We start from the raw sequence: 17,011 nt of genomic DNA on the forward strand, positions 1-17,011 counted from the left end.
AAGCGGGCCCGATGTGCACGTGTCACGGCCCCCTCCACGCGGCGCTCAGGCGGACTCGGGGTGGCGCGGCATCGGCGGCTCGGCGGCCGGCCGGGCGAACAGGTAACCCTGACAATAGTCGACCCGGTCCTTCAGCCAGCGCCATTCGTCGGCGGTCTCGATCCCCTCGGCCACCACCTGAATATCCAGGTCGCGGGCCAGTTCCACGATCTTGTCGAGGATCTTCTGCTGGTAGATGTCGCCATCGATACCGCTGACCAGTTCGCGGTCGATCTTCACGAAATCCGGGCGCAACTGCGACAGCATGTTCAGCGAGGCGTAGCCGGCCCCCAGGTCGTCCAGTGCCACCTGGAACCCGGCCCGGCGGTAGCGCTCCACGATCCGTGACAGGTGTTCGATGTCGTTGACCTGATCGCTCTCGATCACCTCGAACACGAAACCACTGGGCCCGGCACGGCCGGCCGGGCGCGAATTGATCTCGCGCACTGTGGTCTCCAGGCAAAAGGCCGGGTCATAGATCGCGGTCGGGTTGAAGTTGATGAACAACCGGCTGCCGATCCCGCGCTCGCTGGCCCGGCGAATCGCATTGATGCGCGCCGAGCGATCCAGATGGAACAGCAACTCGGCATTGCGCGCCGTCTTGAACAGCTCCGGTGGCGGGATGGGGTCGCCACCCGGCGTGGAGGCCCGCACCAGCGCCTCGTAGGCGAAGACCTCGGCTGGATCGGCCGCGTGCACGATGGGCTGGAAGTGGAAGTCCAGGGCATCGTTGGCCAGGATCGCGGAGAGATCGCGGGCATTGTGCCGGGCGATCAGCGTGGACAGCAGGTGGGTATCCTGCAGATGCCCGAGCCCGAAGTCCTCGCCCTCGGGCACGAAGGTCGCGCGGCAACCGGCCTGCTCCGAGCTGCTCAGGGCCTGCTCCAGGCGCACCAGCATCTCGCCCAGCCCGCCGGCACCCTTCACTGGCAGGGCCAGGATCCCCGAGGTCGGCTCGGCACATGGCAGCCGTTCGTCTACCATGCGCTGACGCAGGGCCGCGCGAGTATGCGCCAGAACCGGCGCCAGATAGAGGGTGCCGGAGGCCGCCGGCAGCAGGTCAATACGTTCGCAATCGGGACAGCCCACGACCACCTCCAGCGGTCTTGTCTTCGGTCCGGGCCCAGAACCCGGGGTGTTCCTCGGGGTCCCATCACCACAGACCCTCGTCTGTTGGCAGACAATCCTATCGACCCGGAGGTTGCATGAGTCAATCCGATCGCCCGACGGACGCCGAACTGCGCGAACGCCTCACGCCGGAACAATACCGCATCGCCCGCGAAGGCGGTACCGAGCGCCCCTTCACCGGCGCCTACAACAACCACAAGGCCGACGGCACCTACCACTGCGTCGCCTGCGGTGCCCCCTTGTTCGACTCGCACGCCAAGTTCGACTCCGGCTCCGGCTGGCCCAGCTACACCGCGCCGGTGAACGAAAGTGCCGTCGACGAACACCGCGACCGTTCCCTGGGCATGGAACGCACCGAAGTGCGCTGCGCGCGCTGCGACTCGCACCTGGGGCATGTCTTTCCCGACGGCCCGGCGCCGACCGGGCTGCGCTACTGCATCAACTCGGCGGTCCTCGACTTTCATCCACGCGACTGACACCAGCATCGCCCCCGGGCCATGACGGCCCGGACGATCCTTGAAGGGACTCCTATGCCCGGCCAGACCACCCCGCGCGAGCGCGCGAATGTCCTGATCCTTGCCCTCGGGCAGGCCCTGTTCCTGATCGCCGCGGTCACGGTGATGACCCTGAGCGGCGTGGTCGGGGAACGCCTGGCGGCCGATCCGGCCCTGGCCACCCTGCCAGTCGCCGCGATGATGGTCGGCACGCTGGTCACCACCCTGCCGGCCTCGCTGTTCATGAAGCGCTTCGGGCGGCGCACCGGCTTCCTGCTGGGCACCAGCGTGGGCGGAGTCGGTGGCGCCGTGCTGGCCGCGGCCGGCGTCTTCGCCGAGGCCTTCTGGCTGTTCGTACTGGGCAACCTTCTGCTGGGGGCCTACCAGGCCTTCGCCATGTACTACCGCTTTGCCGCCGCCGATGTCGCCAGCCCCGCCTTCCGCCCGCGCGCGATCTCGCTGGTGATGGCCGGCGGCGTCGTGGCCGCCTTCCTCGGCCCGTGGAACGCCCACCACGCCCAGGCCCTGTTGCCGGGCACGCCGGAGGCCGGCCCCTATCTGGTCCTCGGCGCCCTGGCGCTGCTGGCGATGACGCTGCTGGCCTGGCTGCGCGTGCCGGCGCCACCGCCGGAGGAACGCGGGCCGGCCCGGCCAATGCGCGAGATCCTGCCGCAAGGGCGCTTCCTCGTCGCGCTGACCGCCGCCGCGCTGGGCTATGCGGTCATGGTGCTGCTGATGACGGCGACGCCGCTGGCCATGCGCCACGCCGGCTTTGACATGGGCCAGATCGCCCTGGTCATGCAGTGGCATGTATTGGGGATGTTCGCCCCCTCGTTCGTGACCGGCCATCTGATCACCCGCCTCGGGATCACGCGCATCCTGGCGCTCGGCAATGCGCTGGTTCTGTTCAGCGTGGCGATCGCCGCGCACGGGGAGACGCTGGCGCATTTCTGGCTGGCGCTGTTCCTGCTGGGGGTGGGCTGGAATTTCCTGTTCATTGGCGGCAGTACGCTGCTGACGACCACGCATACGGCCACCGAGAAGGGCAAGGTCCAGGGCGTGAACGACCTGACCATCTTCACGCTGGTCACGGCCGGCTCGCTGCTGGCCGGGGCGCTGCTGCGACCGCTGGGATGGGACGGGATGAATCTCGCGATGCTGCCGGTGATCGCGGTACTGACCGTCGCTATCCTCTGGCTCTGGCGTGATGACGCCCGCGCCCCGGCGCGCGCCTGACCTCGCCACACGGCCGCCACGAACGCTGAAGGCTTCGCTATCGCTGATTGGCGGGTCCTGGTTCGTCTCCCGGTGTTTACGTGCCTCCGGTCCGCCGCATGCCTTGCGGTGGCTGGTCCTGGTTCGGCATCGGTGTTTGCGGTGGCTCCGGTCCGCCGCATGCCAGGCGCTGACTCGCCAGCGCGCCGCGAGGTACTTCTTTGCTCGTGCAAAGAAGTACCCAAGAAACACGCCCGACTGCCGCGACCCCGGCCCGCTGTGCGGGCCGGGGTTTCCCTCGCTCCGAGGCTTTTCGCGGGCGGCGCTGAACTCGCTGCGCCTTCGGCCCCGCTCAGACATCCAGCGCCCCCGTTTCTATTTTGAATCGTCCCGCGAAAACCCTCTCCGCTCGGCGCGACGACAACGGGGGGCTCAAGGTCAAGACAACGGCTGTCCCGACGGTCTTGCCAGTGGATGAAGGCTAGGTCTTCGCACATCTTGGGCACGCTCGGCCTTCGGCCATAGCGTGCCGCGCCCGCGGTGCGGGCGCCGGGGGGGTTCAGGCGGCAGGGCCGTTGTTGTGTCGTGGCGTTGGGATGCCTTCTGTTTTGACCTTTCCCTCCCGTATAGAGCCCCTTGCGGAAGGGCTCTCGGGCCGGCCCGTTTTCTATAAATTCGGGGCGCTGGATGTCTGAGCGAAGCGCAGCGTAGCGAGTTCAGCGCCGCCGGCCCGAGAGCCCTGGAGCAAGGTTCCCGGGCGAAATCCGGGTGCCCTTCTTTGGGTACTTTCTTGGGCAAGCAAGAAAGGACCTCGCGGCGCGCTGGCGAGTCAGCGCACGGCAGGCGGCGGACCGAAGGCACCGTAAACACCGGATGACGAACCAGGACCAGCCTCAACAGGGCAGGCAGCAGGCACCGAGTGATCAGGGTTCGGCGCGCGGCGCGGTGGAGGCGCGGGCCCCGCGGCGCTCGCCGTCGACATCGTCGATCTCGTCGTCCAGCTCGTGCAGGCGGCGCGTGGTCGCCAGCGGCGAGGTGGTGCCGCGTGCGACCAGGCTGTAGGCCGCCGGGATCACGAACAGCGTAAACAGCGTCGCGAACAGCACACCGGAGAACACCGCCACCCCGATCACGAAGCGCGTCTCCTCGCCCGGCCCGGAGGCCAGGATCAGCGGAATGGAGCCCGCAACCGTGGTCAGCGCCGTCATCAGCACCGGCCGCAGCCGCATGCGCGCGGCCTCGATGATCGCGGCGTCGAAATCACGCCCGCGGTCGCGCAACTGGTTGGCGAATTCGACGATCAGGATGCCGTTCTTCGCCGCCAGGCCGATCAGCATGACCATGCCGATCTGACTGTAGATATTCAGCGTCTGGCCGGTAACGGTCAGGCCGATCAGAGCACCTACCACCGCCAGCGGCACGGTCAGCATGATCACGAACGGGTGCACGAAACTCTCGAACTGCGCCGCCAGCACCAGGAAGACCACCAGCAGGGCCAGCGCGAAGACAAACAGGATCGCCTCCGAGCCGGTGCGCAGATCCAGCGATTCGCCCTTGTAGTCGATGCCCGCCTCGGCCGGCAGGAGCTCGGCAGCCTTCGCGTCCAGCGCGTCTAGCGCCTCGCCGAGGGTCATGCCGTCGCGCAGCCCGGCGGTCAGGGTGACCGCCCGCGAGCGGTTGTAGCGTTCCAGCGAGGACGGACCGGCCTGTTCCTCGTAGGTGACCAGGCTGGACAGCGGCACCATGGCACCGGAACTGGAGCGCACGTAGAGGTTGTCAATATCGCCCGGCGTGCGGCGCTGATCGGCCAGGCCCTCGATGATCACGTCGTACTCCTCGCCGCGATCGACGAAGGTGGTCACGTCGCGCCCGCCGAGCACGATGTCCAGCGTACGGCCGACATCGCGCATGGACACACCCAGGTCGCCCGCCCGGTCGCGATCCAGACGCACGTTGAGCTGTGGCTGGGTAGGCTCGTAATCGAGATCCACCCGGGTCAGGCCCTCGATGCCTTCGGCGGCCTCGCGCATGATTTCGCCCCACTCCTCGAGCTGGTCGTAGTCCGGCCCGGAGATCACGAACTGCACCGGCGGTCCGACGCGACCGCGCGAAAGGCCCTGGCGCATGACCACGCGCGCCTCTACCCCGGGCATCTCGTTGATGATGCCGCGGATCTCGTCGATCACCTCCTGACCGGACACGTCACGCTCGTCCCAGTGCTCCAGGATCGCGATCACAAACCCGTTATTCATCAGCTCGGAGCCGCCGAAGCCGCGTGGCGTACGCACCAGGGCGCGGCGGATCGGACCGTCCTCGATCAGCGGCTGGATACGGGCCTCGACCTCGGCCATCTGGCGGCTCATGTACTCGAAGTTCGCCCCCTCGGGTCCGTCGACCAGGACGAAGAAGGACCCGCGATCCTCCTGCGGCGCGAACTCCTCGGGCAATTCGTCGAACAGATACCAGGCCCCGGCCAGCACCGCGGCCAGTAGCGGCACCACCAGCCATGACCCCTTGAGCCCGCTCGCCAGCACGCGGCCGTAACCGGCCTCCAGCGCCGCGAAGCCGCGGCCGATGTAGTGGGCGGCACCGGTCTGGTCATCGCCCTTGTGCATCAGGCGCCCGGAGAGCACCGGCGCCAGGGTCAGCGCCACAATGCTGGAGAAGAAGACCGCGATGGCCATGGCGATCGCGAACTCGGTGAACAGCTGGCCCACCGTGCCGTCGAGGAAGGCCAGGGGCACGAACACCGCGATCAGTACCGAGGTGGTCGCCACGATCGCGAACCCGACCTGGCCCGCACCGCGGTAGGCCGCCAGCAGCCCCGGCTCGCCCCGTTCGATGCGCCGGTGGATGTTCTCCAGCATTACGATCGCGTCGTCCACCACCAGTCCGACCGCCAGCACCAGCGCCAGCAGCGTCAGCAGGTTGACCGAAAACCCGAACAGGCTGATACCGATGAACGCGGCGGTAATCGCGACCGGCACGGTCACCGCCGGGATCAGGGTCGCCCGCCAGCTGCCCAGAAACAGGTAGATCACGAACACCACCGCGGCAGTCGCGACCGCCAGGGTGATGTAGACCTCGCGGATCGCCCCCTCGATGAAGACCGACTCGTCGTAGGTGGTGACCAGCGAGGTGCCCTCCGGCAGGGAGTCCTGCAGGCGGTCCGCCATGGCCTTCACGCCATTGGCGACCTCCAGCACATTGGCGTTGGACTGGCGGATGATGCCGAGCCCGATCATGTCCTCGCCGTTGCCGCGGAACTCGCTGCGCTCGGTATCCGCCCCGATATTGACCTCGGCCACGTCGCCCAGGCGCACCAGCTGCCCACCCTCCCCGCGCTTGAGCACCAGGCCGGCGAAATCTTCGGGGGTGCGGTACTGGCGCTCCACGCGCACGGTGAACTCGCGCTCCAGCGAATCGAGACGCCCGGCCGGCAGCTCCACGTTCTCCTGCTGCAGGGCATCGGCGATGTCGGTGACGGTCAGCTCGCGCGCGGCCAGGGCCTCGCGGTCGACCCAGATGCGCATCGCGTAGCTGCGCGCGCCGCCCCGGCGCACTAGCCCGACGCCGTCCACCACCGACAGGCGATCAATCAGGTTGCGCTCGGCATAGTCCGCCAGCTCCAGCGCATCCATGGTGGTGCTGGAGAGGTTCAGCCACAGGATCGGGTTGGCATCGGCGTCCGCCTTGGTCACCTCGGGCGGGTCGACCTCGTCGGGCAGGTCGCCCAGCACGCGACTAACCGCCTCGCGCACGTCGTTCGCGGCGGCGTCGATGTCGCGGCTTAGGTTGAATTCGATGGTGATACGCGAGCGGCCGTCCTCGCTGGAGGACTGGATAAACCGGATCCCCTCGATCCCGGCGATGCGGTCCTCGATCCGCTGTGTGACCTCGCGCTCGATGATCTCGCCGCTGGCCCCGGGGTAGATGGTGTCCACCGTGACCACCGGCGGGTCCACGTCCGGGTATTCGCGCAGTGGCAGGCTGTCGTAGGCGATCAGACCGAAGGTGATCAGCAGCAGATTGAAGACAATCGCCAGCACCGGCCGGCGATTGGCGACATCGGAGATGATCATGCCCCGTCCCCGGCCTCGCCATTATCCGGCGCACGCGGCGGCAGCACGCGTACCTCGCGGCCGTCGCGCACCCGCGACACGCCCTCGGAGACGACGGTATCCCCCGGCTCCAGGCCCTCCAGCACTTCGGCATGCCCCGGATCGCGTCGCCCGATACGGATGCGCACCCGCTCGACCGTGTCGTCGTCACGCAGCCGGAACACGAAGTGCTGGTCGGCGACCTGGCGGATCGCGCCCTCCGGGACGGCCAGGCGCTCGACCGGGTCCAGCGGCAGGCGGATGTTCACCAGCATGCCGGGGCGCAGCAACAGGTCGGGATTCTCGATCAGGGCACGCACGGTGAGGGTGCGGGTCGCCACGTCCAGACGGTTGCTGACAGCCGCGACCTGCCCCGCGAACTCGCCATTCGCGCTGCGCCCCTGAACTTCCAGGCCCAGGTGGATCGCCGAGGTGTGCCGCTCGGGTACCGCGAAATCGACCTTCACCACCGAGACGTCATCGAGTTCAACGATCGCAGTCCCCGGACTGACCAGGGAGCCAGCGCTGACCTGACGCAGGCCCAGACGGCCGGAGAACGGGGCCCGGATGACGCGGTTGGCCACACGCGCCTCCGCGGCCGCCAGGCGTGCTTCCGCCTCGTTCAGCCGCGAACGCTGCTGGTCCACCTGCTGCTGCGTGACCACGCCATCGGCCACGCGGTCGCGCACGCGCTCCAGCTCCCGCCGCGCCTCGTCCACTTGCACACGGATTTCGCGCAGGGCCGCGCGCTCCTCGTCGGCATCAAGACGGACCAGGACATCCCCGGCCTCCACCGTGTCGCCGTCGTCGAACAGGACCTCGACCACGCGCTCGGTGACGCTGGCGGTGACCACCACGGACTCGTTGGCCTGCACCGTACCCAGGGATTCGACAACGGTCTCGAAGGTGCGCGGGACGACCTCGCTAACGCGCACCGGCGTGCGGTCGTCGCGTTCGGCGGCAGGCGCGTCGCTGGCCACGTCATCCCCCGCTTCCGGGCCAAACGCGTACCAGGCAGCAGCGACGACCGCCACCACCAGGACCAGTCCCAGAAACCCGCCAATCGCCTTCACTTGTCGATGCCCCTACATGAATGCGGCCCGGTCAGGGGACAGTGCGGTGCCCCCTGACCGGGCCAGGGTTGTACGTTCCGTTAGACGCGCTGAATACAGCAGTCCTGGCTTTTTCAGCGACTGCACGGAATCGCTGATAAATCAGTGTTTCCCTAGTGTAACGACCGTCACGTTTCACCGGCGTTCCGCAGCGCGGCCGGCAGATCGCCCAGGGGACGATCGTGCGGCCGGGTGTAGTCGATCACCGGGCCCTTCGGCACGATGCCGCTGGGGTTCAGCATCGGATGACTGCCGTAGTAGTGCGCCTTGATGTGATCCATGCGCACGGTCTCGGCCACGCCGGGGCGCTGGTAGAGCATGCGCAGGTAGGCCGACAGCGCCGGGAAGTCGATGATGCGCTGTCTATTGCACTTGAAATGGCTGTAGTAGACCGGGTCGAACCGCACCAGCGTGGTAAACAGCCGCCAGTCGGCCTCGGTGATCCGGTCGCCCACCAGAAACGGCTGGCGTGCCAGGCGCTCCTCCAGCCAGTCGAGGGTCTCGAAGAGACGATCCCAGGCGGCATCGTAGGCCTTCTGGCTGGTCGCGAACCCGGAGCGGTAAACCCCGTTGTTCACATTCTCGTAGACGCGCTCGTTGACCGCGTGGATCTCCTCGCGCAGGTCCTCCGGGTAGAAATCCAGCGTATTGCCGGTGATGCCGTCGAAGGCGCTGTTGAACATGCGCACCAGGTCTTCCGACTCGTTGTTCACGATCCGGTCGGTCTGGGTGTCGAACAGCACCGGCACGGTTACGATACCCGTGTATTTCGGATCGGTGCGGGTGTAGAGCTCGTGCATGTAGCGTGAGCTGTGCACCCGGTCACCGGTGCAGCCGTCGCAGTCATCGAAGGACCAGCCGGCATCGCCCATGTAGTGGTGCACGACCGACAACCCGATGTGCGACTCCAGGCCCTTGAGCTTGCGCAGGATCAGCGCGCGATGCGCCCAGGGGCAGGCATAGGAGACGTACAGGTGATAACGCCCGGACTCGGCCGGGTAGCCGCCCTCGCCCAGGGGACCCGCGGAGCCGTCGGCGGTCACGTAGTTGCGGTACTGCTGGTCCTGGCGCACGAACTCGCCGTTCTCGTCGGACTCCTCTTCCAGCCAGCCTTCGCGCAGTTCGCCGTTGATCAGGAGACTCATGGGGTTCCCTCTGCAGCGGTCCAGCCGCCACGGTTACGGATGATAGGGTCGATTATCCTGTCGATAAAATCGAAAATAAATCGCGTTATTTCCGCCCGATAGTTCGAAAATACCGAACCGACTGAGGGATAGGCCGCTCAGGGAGACGCTGATTTAATCGCACGTCCGCGCTCGAGTCGCTTTTGCGTGCGAACAAGGCGCGGTGACTGCCGTGCAGTCATTCTGCACAAGGGAACCGCAACGCCGTTCCCGCGCAAAAGCGGCCGAGCCCCTGCTTTCAATGGCTTGTGGGGGTGGTGCCCCCTGTTCCCCGATCCTGCGTTGCGCCGCTTGCGGGTAGAACCACTACCCGCTGCACGACGCGCCTTGTCTCGGAAAACAGGGGGCACCAACGCGGACGTGCGATTAAATCAGCGTCTCCCTCAGGAGGCGCGCAGCGTGCCGTCGAAGTAGCGGGCAAGGAAGGTATCGAAGTCCAGGGTATCGGCCGCCTCGATCGCGGCCTGCTCCGCCAGGCTCTGGCGCGCCAGGGCCTCCAGCGTCTCGGCGCGCGGCAGCGGGCCGTTGAAGCGAAACGCCTCGCGGTGCTGCGCGGACAGGCGGCTGGCGTAGCGGTAGAAGCCCTCCTCGCGCGCCATCATGTCCTCCAGCATGCGCGCCGAGGGCGTGAGGTCGGCCTGCTCGACCTTGCCCCACTGCTCGCTTAGCGCTCTACGGTAGGGGTCGCCCGGCAGTTCCTGGTCGAGGATCGCGGCGACCGGGCGCATCAGGGCCAGCAGTTCGCGCGCCCAGTCCTGCAGCAGTACCTGCTCGTCCTGCCGGCGCAGCTCGAGGCCGGGGCGGCGGCCGTAATGCGCCACATCGAGCAGGTTGCGGTCGATCGCGTCGAGTTCGCCGTCCGCCAGCAAAGGACTGGGCTGCAGCAGGCAGGTCAGGGCAAACACCTCGAGAAAGCGCAGCTGGGTCTCGTCCACCCCCAGCGGGTGCTGCGCGTTGATGTCCACCGAGCGCAGCTCGACGTACTCGATCCCGCGTGCCTCCAGCGCATCGGTGGGCTTCTCGAAGCGCTCCAGCGGCTGCTTCGGGCGCACGGTGGAGTAGTACTCGTTCTCGATCTGCAGGATGTTGGCGTTCAGCTGGCGGTATTCGCCGTCGACCTTCACGCCGATGCGCTCCCACTCGGGGCTGAGCGTATTGATCGCGCAGCGCAGCGAGTCGACGTAGCCGCCCAGCGAGTTGTAGTCCGCCTTGATGCCGGTGTCCGCCTCCTTGCGGTTGGTGTAGCCGATGTCACCCATGCGCAGGCTGGTGGCATGCGGGAGGTAAGAGGTGTCGTCGTCAAAGTCCTCCAGCACCGCGCCGTGGCCCTCGAGGAAGGAATTGCACACGGCCGGCGAGGCCCCGAACAGATATGGCACCAGCCAGCCGAAGCGCAGCAGGTTGCGGATCATGCCCATCATGCGCTCGTCGCGGAACGCGCGGTCATCCTGCTCGCCCAGCACCTCCGCCAGCGCCGGCCAGAACTCGGGGCGCGGGGAATAGTTGAAGTGCACCCCGGCGATCACCTGCATCTTGCGTCCGTAGCGGTGCCCCAGCCCGACGCGATAGACGGTCTTCATGCGTCCGGCGTTGGACGTGCCGTACTGCGCGACCGGGATCGCGTTGTCATCGGCGGTCACGCAGGGCATGGACGTCGACCACAGGGTCTCGTCGCCGACATTGGCCGCGGCGAAGGCCTGCAGGTCATGCAGGAAGCCCAGCGTCTCGCGCACATCGTCAAACGGCGGGGTCACCAGCTCCAGCAGGGCCTCGGAGTAGTCGGTCGTGATATTCGGGTGGGTCAGCGCCGAACCCAGCGCCGCCGGGTGCGGGGTCAGGGCTGGCGACCCTTGCGGGCCGACGCGCAGGGTCTCCTTCTCCAGGCCAATGCGCCCGTGCAGGCCGGTGCCCGCCAGGCGCTCCGCCAGCTGCGCGACCAGTCCCTGCAGATTGCGTTCGTCGGTTCCCACGGGCGTGCTGTCCTGCTCCAATCAAACCCGGCGAACATACCCGAATGCGCCTGCGGGGTCACATGCACCGTCGACCGGCACCCGAAAACCGCGCAACGCCGATCAGGAGACGGCTCCCACGCAAGGCGCGGATGACCTTGCCCTGCCGGTCCTATTAAATTAGGTTTTTCTTATACACAAGACATCGGGCGCCGCATGGAACCGGACACACAACGCCGCAGCTGGGACGAGATCCTGGTAGACGCCCTGCGCGCCCCTGCCACCGGGCTGTTCGTGCTCGGACTCGCGATGGGTGCGGGGCTGATGCACTGGGGCGTGGAGCGCCCCCCGACCGAGGGCGCGTTGATGGTCACGCTGCACAATGACAGCGACACGACCATCCGCGCGGTGCACTTCGATTTCGGGCACGACCTGTCCGAATCCAGCATTCGCGAGGGCGAGATCGCGCCCGGCGAGCACCGGCGGGTGGCCCTGAACCACCCGCCCGGGGCTGGTTTCAACGTCGAGATCCGCTACGCCGACGGCCACGTCCAGGCGTTCTGTGCCAATCGCGGCGTGGACGGCTGGGCCCAGGAGGTTCGCGTCTACCGCTGAATCTGGCAGGCGGCACCGGCATGGCCTATACAGGACATGCGGGGTGAGAAAATGCCGCAACCATGGCCGAACATGCTGGAGCACTACGCCCGCGGGAACGGGGGACCGCACCTGCGCGAGACCCGCGCGGCTGCCTCGCCAGCGGTCGCCATGCTGGAGACCCGTCAGCCACCGGGCCTGTTCCACACCCCGGCCTCCGATGACCTGGTCCTGAGCCAGTCGTCCGGGGCCCCATTCCGCTACGTCTGCGATCTCGGCGCCGGGCGCTTCTCGGGACACACCCGCACCCGCGATTTCGTGGCCGTGGCCCCGGGGGCCACGCCCTGGTGCCGGGTCACGGACGCGGCGAGGGTACGGTTTATCGCCATCCCCGCCGACCTGGCCCGCCGTTGCCTGGACCGGCCCGCCGACGACCCGCTGGATTTCGGCCCCGTTCACAACCGCCACCACAGCGACCCGCTGATCGCCCAGGGCCTGGAGTGTCTGTGGCAGGAAATGGGTCGCGAGGACCCCGCCGCACACGTGTTCGTGGACAGCATGATGGCCGCACTGGTGGTGCGCCTGGCCCGCCTGACCAGCCAGGCCGCCCCGGCCGACCGCTGCCGGGGCGGCCTCGCACCGCACCGCTCGGCACAGGTCATCGACTACATGCAGACTTACCTCGACCAGCCGATCCGTCTCGCTGAACTCGCCGCGCTGTGCGACCTCTCCCCCTGGCACTTCGCCCGCGCCTTCCGCGAGACCCACGGCCAGCCGCCCCACCGCTACCTGACCCAGCTGCGTCTGGAGCGGGCGCGCGCCTTGCTGACCGAGTCGCACGCGAGCATCGGCGAGATCGCGACGGCCACCGGCTACACCCCGCAACAACTGGCCCGCCACTTCCGGCAGGCCTTCGGCATGGCACCCGGCGCCTACCGTGATCAGTACGGGGAGCCGCCAATCACCCGCGCGGACGGCCCCGAAACACCCTGACGCACAACCGCAAGATTCGCCCCCGCACCGCAAGCCCGTGACCGCGGGGGATCACCGCACGGCCTAGGCTCCGGGTAAAGCCAACCCCCGGCGCCATCGCGGAGGTCACCCGCATGCCGTCCGACCCGGAATACCCTGCGTCACCACAGGCTGTGGAGGCCTTTGCCGGCCACCTGGTCGAGGTCCTCAATCACGGTGCGCTGTGCCTGATGCTCTCGCTCGGGCACCGGACCGGACTGTTCGATGCCCTGCGCGGGCGACCCCCGTCAACGTCCGAGGCAATCGCCGCAGCGAGCGGCCTGAACGAACGCTATGTCCGCGAATGGCTCGGCGCGATGGCCACGGCGGGGATCGTCACGGTGGAACCCGCCGGGCCACGGTTTGCCCTGCCGCCGGCGCATGCCACGTGCCTCACCCGCGCCGCCGCGGCCGACAACCTGGCGGTGTTCGCCCAGTACATCGCAGTGCTGGGCGCCGTGGAGGATGCGATTGCCACCGCGTTCCAGACCGGTGACGGCGTGCCCTACGAACGCTACACACGTTTCCACGAAGTCATGGCCGAGGACAGCGGCCAGTCCGTCCTGTCCTCGCTGGAGAGCGCCATCCTGCCGCTGGTGCCGGGCCTGACCGACCATCTCGAGCGCGGCATCCGCGTGCTGGATGTCGGCTGCGGCAGCGGGCGCATCATCAACCACCTGGCGGGGCGCTACCCTCGCAGCGAATTCACCGGACTGGATCTCTCGCCACAGGCCATCGCGCGCGCCCGCGCCGAGGCAAAAGCGGAGGGGCTAGACAACGTCGTGTTCATCGAGGCCGACGCCGCCGAGATGGGGCACCGTCTCGAGGCCCGGAGCTTCGAACTGATCACCACCTTCGACGCCATCCACGACCAGGCCGATCCCCAGGGGGTCCTGCGCGGCATCCATCGCGCGCTGGTACCCGAAGGGATCTACCTGATGCAGGACATCCGCGGCTCTGGACAGATCCAGGGCGATCTCGATCACCCGCTCGCACCCTTTCTCTACACCGTCTCCTGCATGCACTGCATGCCGGTATCGCTCGCCCGGGGCGGCCCCGGGCTCGGTGCGATGTGGGGCGAACCGCTAGCCCGCGACTACCTGCAGCGCGCCGGTTTCCGCGACATCCGCGTACACCAGCTGGCCCACGACCTGCAGAACAACTGGTACGTGGCCACCCGATAACAACCCAAGGAGGCATTGCCATGAGCGCACAACACCCGATCACGACCCTGGCACTGGCCATCACCGCCGCCCTTGCGCTGGGCCTGGCCGCCCCGTTGGCGGCGTCCGAGCCCGACAATCACTTCATCATCCGCGACTGCGAACAGTCCCGCGAGGACCTGGCCCGGGCCATTCGCGAGTATGCGGAGAACGAGGAGGACTGGATCTTCCTGGCCGAGTTCGGCCTGGCCGGTGGCGACATCACCGCCCTGAAGGTCTGCTACCTGCCGCTGGGGCCCGACATCCTGGATGCCGGCCTGCACGTCGGCGCGATGATGCCCTGCGGCCATATCGGTCTGTACGAAGAGAACGGCAACACAAAACTGTCCATGCTGCACCCGAAGTTCATGACCACCCTGCAGCCGCATCCGAGCCTGGAGCGCGCGGCGAAGAACGCCGAACCGGCCTTCGAGGCGCTGCTCGATCATGTCCTCGGCGGACCGTAGGCGGCCCGGTCCCAATGGATCGGTTGCCCGCGAGACCTTGATCCGCGTCCTGGCCCTTCTGGCGCTGGCCACGCCCATGGCGCCGGCCAGCGCCACGGAAACCGTGCAGGCTCGCACGGACGCCTCCAGCGGCCTGATCACCTGGACGTGGCAGGGCGATGGCGTCTCGCTGGAGCTTGCGCAGCTGCTGCCCGATCAGACCCGCGCGTTCTTCCTGGGACGCGGCTTCGAGACCGAACATGCCGATCTCATTGCGGCGCACTGCGTCTTCCAGGCGATCCTGCGCAACAACCGCCCACACACCCCCATCGAGGTCAATCTCCACGACTGGAGCAGCCAGGGGCCGGAGGGGCTCATCCGCCCGCGCCCGAACCGGGACTGGGAGGCAACCTGGGCCCGACGGCAGGCCCCCGAAGCCGCCCGCATCGCCTTTCGCTGGGCCCTGTTCCCCGGCGAACACCGTTTCGAACCCGGCGACTGGCTGATGGGCATGATCCTGTTCGACCATCCGCCGGGCACGCCCTTTGATCTGACCCTGCGCTGGCGCGCGGCCGGGGAGCTCCACGAGGCGCGGCTGCCCGACCTGCGCTGCGCCGGCGAGGCGGGAGGATGATCGCCATGCCAAAGCTCGCGACCCTCCTGATCCTGTTGATTCTGGCCGCCATGACCGCCCCGGCCGCGACCGAGTCCCTCACCGCGATCGAGCCACGCCCGGACGCTCCTCCCCTGACACTGGAGGACCTCGACGGTCATGCACACGACCTGCGCGACTACCGCGGCCGCGTCGTGGTCGTGAACTTCTGGGCGACCTGGTGCCCGCCGTGCCGGGACGAACTGCCCTCCCTGCAGCGACTATGGGAGGGACTGGGCCCCGACGGGCTGGTGGTACTCGGGGTAAACGTCGGCGAGGACGCCGATCGCATCTTTTTCTTCACCGCCGACTACCCGGTGGATTTTCCCCTGCTGCTGGACCGCGCGGCCAGCGCGATCGATACCTGGCCGGTGCGCGGCATCCCCACCACCTTCGTGATCGACCCCGAGGGCCGCATCGCCTATCGCGCCATCGGCGCGCGTGAATTCGACCACCCCGGCATCACCGAACGCCTGCGCGAGCTGCAACAGGGGCGATCGTCCGAGCCCTCTACGACCGAATAAGGCGCATCGGGCGGGGGTACGTGACATTGCCCGAAACCCGAACCGGCGGTCTGCGCGCGCAACCTTTCCGTCGCAATGTCGTCATCACCTCGTCACACCCCCGGTCCACACTCCGGAACTTGAGTCTCGTCCCAAGGTGCAGCCGTGCACATTCTGATGCTGAGCGACGTGTACTTCCCCCGGATCAACGGGGTCTCCACTTCGCTGGCCAGTTTCCGCGCACAGCTCCGACAACTGGGCCATCGCGTCACGCTGGTGGTGCCGGCCTATCCCGGACTGGGCGCGCACCCCGGCCCCGACCCGCAGGACCCGGACCTGATCCGCATCCCGTCGCGCTACCTGGTAGTGGATCCGGAGGATCGCATCCTGAAGCCTCGCCTCATCCGCCGCTCCCTGCGGGAAGCCGGGATCGAGCGGGCCGACGTGGTCCATGTCCACACCCCTTTCGTGGCGCACTACGCCGGGCTCAAGCTGGCACGCGACTGGCAGGTCCCGGTCATCGAGACCTACCACACCTTCTTCGAAGAGTATCTGCAGCATTACCTGCCGTGGCTGCCCGCCAAATGGCTGCGGGGGCTGGCGCGGCGCATCTCGCGCGCGCAGTGCAACGCGGTCGACCGGGTGATCGCCCCGTCGACCGCGTTGCACCAGGCCCTGCTGGAGTACGGGATCAAGACGCCCATCGTGCGCCTGCCCACCGGGATCGACCCACAGGCCTGGACCGGAGGCGACGGCCACCTGTTCCGGGCGGAGCGGGGCATCGCACCCGGCCGCGAGATGCTGGTGCATGTGTCGCGCATCGCCTTCGAAAAAAACATCGGCTTTCTGCTGCAGATGCTCCAGCACCTGCGCGAGCGTCGCCCCGGCGTCCTGCTGCTGATCGCGGGCGAGGGACCGGCCCGGGCTGCCCTGCAGCGCCAGGCCGCGCAGATGGGCCTGGAGGACAACCTGCACTGGTGCGGGTATCTGGACCGCGAGACATCGCTCGTCGACTGCTACCGCGCCGGGCATGCATTCGTGTTTGCCTCCGCAACCGAGACGCAGGGTCTGGTCCTGCTGGAGGCCATGGCCTGCGGGCTGCCCGTGGTCTCCACGGCGCGCCTGGGCACGCGCGACATCCTCACCGACGCATCCGGTGCCGAAGTCGCTCCCGAGGAGCCCGCGGTGTTTGCCGAGCGGGTCGCCCGCGTCCTCGATGATCCCGAACGCCAGCGCGCCATGCGCGCAGCCCACGCCGCATGGGCGCGGGAATGGAGCGAGCGGCGTATGGCCGAACAATTGCTGACCGTGTATCAGGATCTGCTGAGCCCGGCCGACGCGCTCGGCACCCCGCATACCGCGGCCGACCGTCCTCGCTGACG

The 17,011-nt window shown here is 68.0% G+C and carries 14 protein-coding genes; 9 read left to right on the forward strand and 5 right to left on the reverse strand.

Annotated elements, in window-relative coordinates; genetic code table 11:
- Window positions 1-45: 45 nt before the first annotated feature.
- A complete protein-coding gene (locus D106_RS0107520; protein ID WP_018879690.1) occupies window positions 46-1,128 on the reverse strand; it encodes an EAL domain-containing protein in 1,083 nt (360 codons plus the stop codon).
- Window positions 1,129-1,244: 116 nt separating this feature from the next.
- Between D106_RS0107520 and msrB the strand changes: the two genes are divergently transcribed.
- Complete coding sequence (msrB, locus tag D106_RS0107525; RefSeq protein ID WP_018879691.1) at window positions 1,245-1,643, forward strand: peptide-methionine (R)-S-oxide reductase MsrB; 399 nt, start codon at window positions 1,245-1,247, stop codon at window positions 1,641-1,643.
- Between the two features lie 54 nt (window positions 1,644-1,697).
- Complete coding sequence (locus D106_RS0107530) at window positions 1,698-2,897, forward strand: MFS transporter (RefSeq protein WP_018879692.1); 1,200 nt, start codon at window positions 1,698-1,700, stop codon at window positions 2,895-2,897.
- 902 nt (window positions 2,898-3,799) lie between these two features.
- Here D106_RS0107530 and D106_RS0107535 read toward each other — a convergent pair.
- The 4 genes from D106_RS0107535 to gshA all read right to left on the reverse strand — a co-directional run bounded on the left by D106_RS0107535 (window position 3,800) and on the right by gshA (window position 11,242).
- A complete protein-coding gene (locus tag D106_RS0107535; protein WP_018879693.1) occupies window positions 3,800-6,958 on the reverse strand; it encodes an efflux RND transporter permease subunit in 3,159 nt (1,052 codons plus the stop codon).
- A complete protein-coding gene (locus D106_RS0107540) occupies window positions 6,955-8,049 on the reverse strand; it encodes an efflux RND transporter periplasmic adaptor subunit (RefSeq protein ID WP_018879694.1) in 1,095 nt (364 codons plus the stop codon). Before D106_RS0107540 ends, D106_RS0107535 begins: the two co-directional genes overlap by 4 nt.
- A gap of 167 nt (window positions 8,050-8,216) precedes the next feature.
- A complete protein-coding gene (locus tag D106_RS0107545) occupies window positions 8,217-9,233 on the reverse strand; it encodes a glutathione S-transferase family protein (protein WP_018879695.1) in 1,017 nt (338 codons plus the stop codon).
- Window positions 9,234-9,655: 422 nt separating this feature from the next.
- Window positions 9,656-11,242 (reverse strand): glutamate--cysteine ligase, encoded by a 1,587-nt coding sequence (gshA, locus tag D106_RS0107550; RefSeq protein ID WP_018866754.1) that lies wholly within the window; start codon window positions 11,240-11,242, stop codon window positions 9,656-9,658.
- 195 nt (window positions 11,243-11,437) lie between these two features.
- Here gshA and D106_RS0107555 point away from each other — a divergent pair, with 195 nt between their 5' ends.
- From D106_RS0107555 to D106_RS0107585, 7 genes are all read left to right on the forward strand, one after another.
- On the forward strand, window positions 11,438-11,836 hold the full coding sequence (locus D106_RS0107555) for a hypothetical protein (RefSeq protein ID WP_018866753.1): 399 nt from the start codon (window positions 11,438-11,440) through the stop codon (window positions 11,834-11,836).
- 51 nt (window positions 11,837-11,887) lie between these two features.
- Complete coding sequence (locus tag D106_RS0107560; protein WP_026280621.1) at window positions 11,888-12,808, forward strand: helix-turn-helix domain-containing protein; 921 nt, start codon at window positions 11,888-11,890, stop codon at window positions 12,806-12,808.
- A 113-nt stretch (window positions 12,809-12,921) separates the two neighbouring features.
- Window positions 12,922-14,010 carry a methyltransferase domain-containing protein gene (locus tag D106_RS0107565; protein ID WP_026279233.1) on the forward strand — a complete coding sequence of 363 codons (1,089 nt, stop codon included), beginning with the start codon at window positions 12,922-12,924 and terminating at the stop codon, window positions 14,008-14,010.
- A gap of 20 nt (window positions 14,011-14,030) precedes the next feature.
- Window positions 14,031-14,495, forward strand: a complete 465-nt coding sequence (locus tag D106_RS0107570; protein WP_018879698.1) for a DUF302 domain-containing protein — start codon at window positions 14,031-14,033, stop codon at window positions 14,493-14,495.
- 37 nt (window positions 14,496-14,532) lie between these two features.
- Window positions 14,533-15,108 (forward strand): hypothetical protein, encoded by a 576-nt coding sequence (locus D106_RS0107575; protein ID WP_018879699.1) that lies wholly within the window; start codon window positions 14,533-14,535, stop codon window positions 15,106-15,108.
- Window positions 15,105-15,650 carry a TlpA disulfide reductase family protein gene (locus D106_RS0107580; protein ID WP_018879700.1) on the forward strand — a complete coding sequence of 182 codons (546 nt, stop codon included), beginning with the start codon at window positions 15,105-15,107 and terminating at the stop codon, window positions 15,648-15,650. The genes D106_RS0107575 and D106_RS0107580 overlap by 4 nt, the downstream gene beginning before the upstream one ends.
- 156 nt (window positions 15,651-15,806) lie before the next feature.
- The gene (locus D106_RS0107585) at window positions 15,807-17,009 is read left to right on the forward strand and encodes a glycosyltransferase (protein WP_038035715.1); all 1,203 of its coding nucleotides are present in this window, start codon (window positions 15,807-15,809) and stop codon (window positions 17,007-17,009) included.
- Window positions 17,010-17,011: the final 2 nt, after the last annotated feature.

This window comes from Thioalkalivibrio sp. ALE9, from assembly GCF_000377445.1.
Taxonomy (GTDB): domain Bacteria; phylum Pseudomonadota; class Gammaproteobacteria; order Ectothiorhodospirales; family Ectothiorhodospiraceae; genus Thioalkalivibrio.

Coding starts and splice junctions, on each gene's coding strand:
- msrB (WP_018879691.1), top strand. CDS start 1,245: ATGAGTCAATCCGATCGCCCGACGGACGCCGAACTGCGCGAACGCCTC.
- D106_RS0107530 (WP_018879692.1), top strand. CDS start 1,698: ATGCCCGGCCAGACCACCCCGCGCGAGCGCGCGAATGTCCTGATCCTT.
- D106_RS0107535 (WP_018879693.1), bottom strand. CDS start 6,958: ATGATCATCTCCGATGTCGCCAATCGCCGGCCGGTGCTGGCGATTGTC.
- D106_RS0107545 (WP_018879695.1), bottom strand. CDS start 9,233: ATGAGTCTCCTGATCAACGGCGAACTGCGCGAAGGCTGGCTGGAAGAG.
- D106_RS0107555 (WP_018866753.1), top strand. CDS start 11,438: ATGGAACCGGACACACAACGCCGCAGCTGGGACGAGATCCTGGTAGAC.
- D106_RS0107560 (WP_026280621.1), top strand. CDS start 11,888: ATGCCGCAACCATGGCCGAACATGCTGGAGCACTACGCCCGCGGGAAC.
- D106_RS0107565 (WP_026279233.1), top strand. CDS start 12,922: ATGCCGTCCGACCCGGAATACCCTGCGTCACCACAGGCTGTGGAGGCC.
- D106_RS0107570 (WP_018879698.1), top strand. CDS start 14,031: ATGAGCGCACAACACCCGATCACGACCCTGGCACTGGCCATCACCGCC.
- D106_RS0107580 (WP_018879700.1), top strand. CDS start 15,105: ATGATCGCCATGCCAAAGCTCGCGACCCTCCTGATCCTGTTGATTCTG.
- D106_RS0107585 (WP_038035715.1), top strand. CDS start 15,807: ATGCTGAGCGACGTGTACTTCCCCCGGATCAACGGGGTCTCCACTTCG.